This window comes from Chachezhania antarctica (genome assembly GCF_003646465.1).
GTDB lineage: Bacteria > Pseudomonadota > Alphaproteobacteria > Rhodobacterales > Rhodobacteraceae > Chachezhania > Chachezhania antarctica.
This window is the reverse complement of the sequence record NZ_QZEX01000046.1, coordinates 1-469: the sequence shown is the minus strand read 5'-3', so window position 1 is coordinate 469 and position 469 is coordinate 1. Positions and strand designations below refer to the sequence as shown.

At 61.6% G+C, this 469-nt stretch carries 1 protein-coding gene; it reads left to right on the top strand.

What is annotated here, in order from left to right; translation table 11 throughout:
* Window positions 1–376, top strand: a 376-nt coding sequence (locus D4754_RS23785) for a hypothetical protein (RefSeq protein ID WP_163026051.1), incomplete at its 5' end; no start/stop codon positions are given.
* Between the last annotated feature and the right edge of the window lie 93 nt (window positions 377–469).

Sequence of the window (469 nt, the reverse complement as noted above, 5' to 3'; positions counted from 1 at the left end):
GCGGTTCAACACGGTCGTTCAGGCCGAGCAATTCGTCTCGGATCGGTTCGAGCTGACGGACGCGCGCGAGCTGGCGCCGCGGCTGAAACTCGGGGTCGATCTGGAAGACGCGACGCCGACAGAGATCGTCAGCGCCGAGCAGCTCTCGGAATGGGGCGGCAACACGACGATTATCGTCAGTTGCTCGGGCGTCGCGAACGAGATCGACGGGACCTGCAAGATCAAGCGCAAGCAGGGCGAGAGCGGGCTCATACTGGATACCCTGGGAACGCCTTTGAACCTGGCGTTCTCGGTCGTGTCCGGCGGGCTGACCGTGACGCAGACCTCCGGCGCTGACGTTGCCGCGCAGGTGTCCGGTATCTTCCTGAACGGCTGATAGCCGGCTTCACTCCTCAACCCTCAGAAAGGAATTTCCCATGGCAAGTCTTTCGCAGCTCTGCACCTTCGACATGAATGTGTGGATCAACCA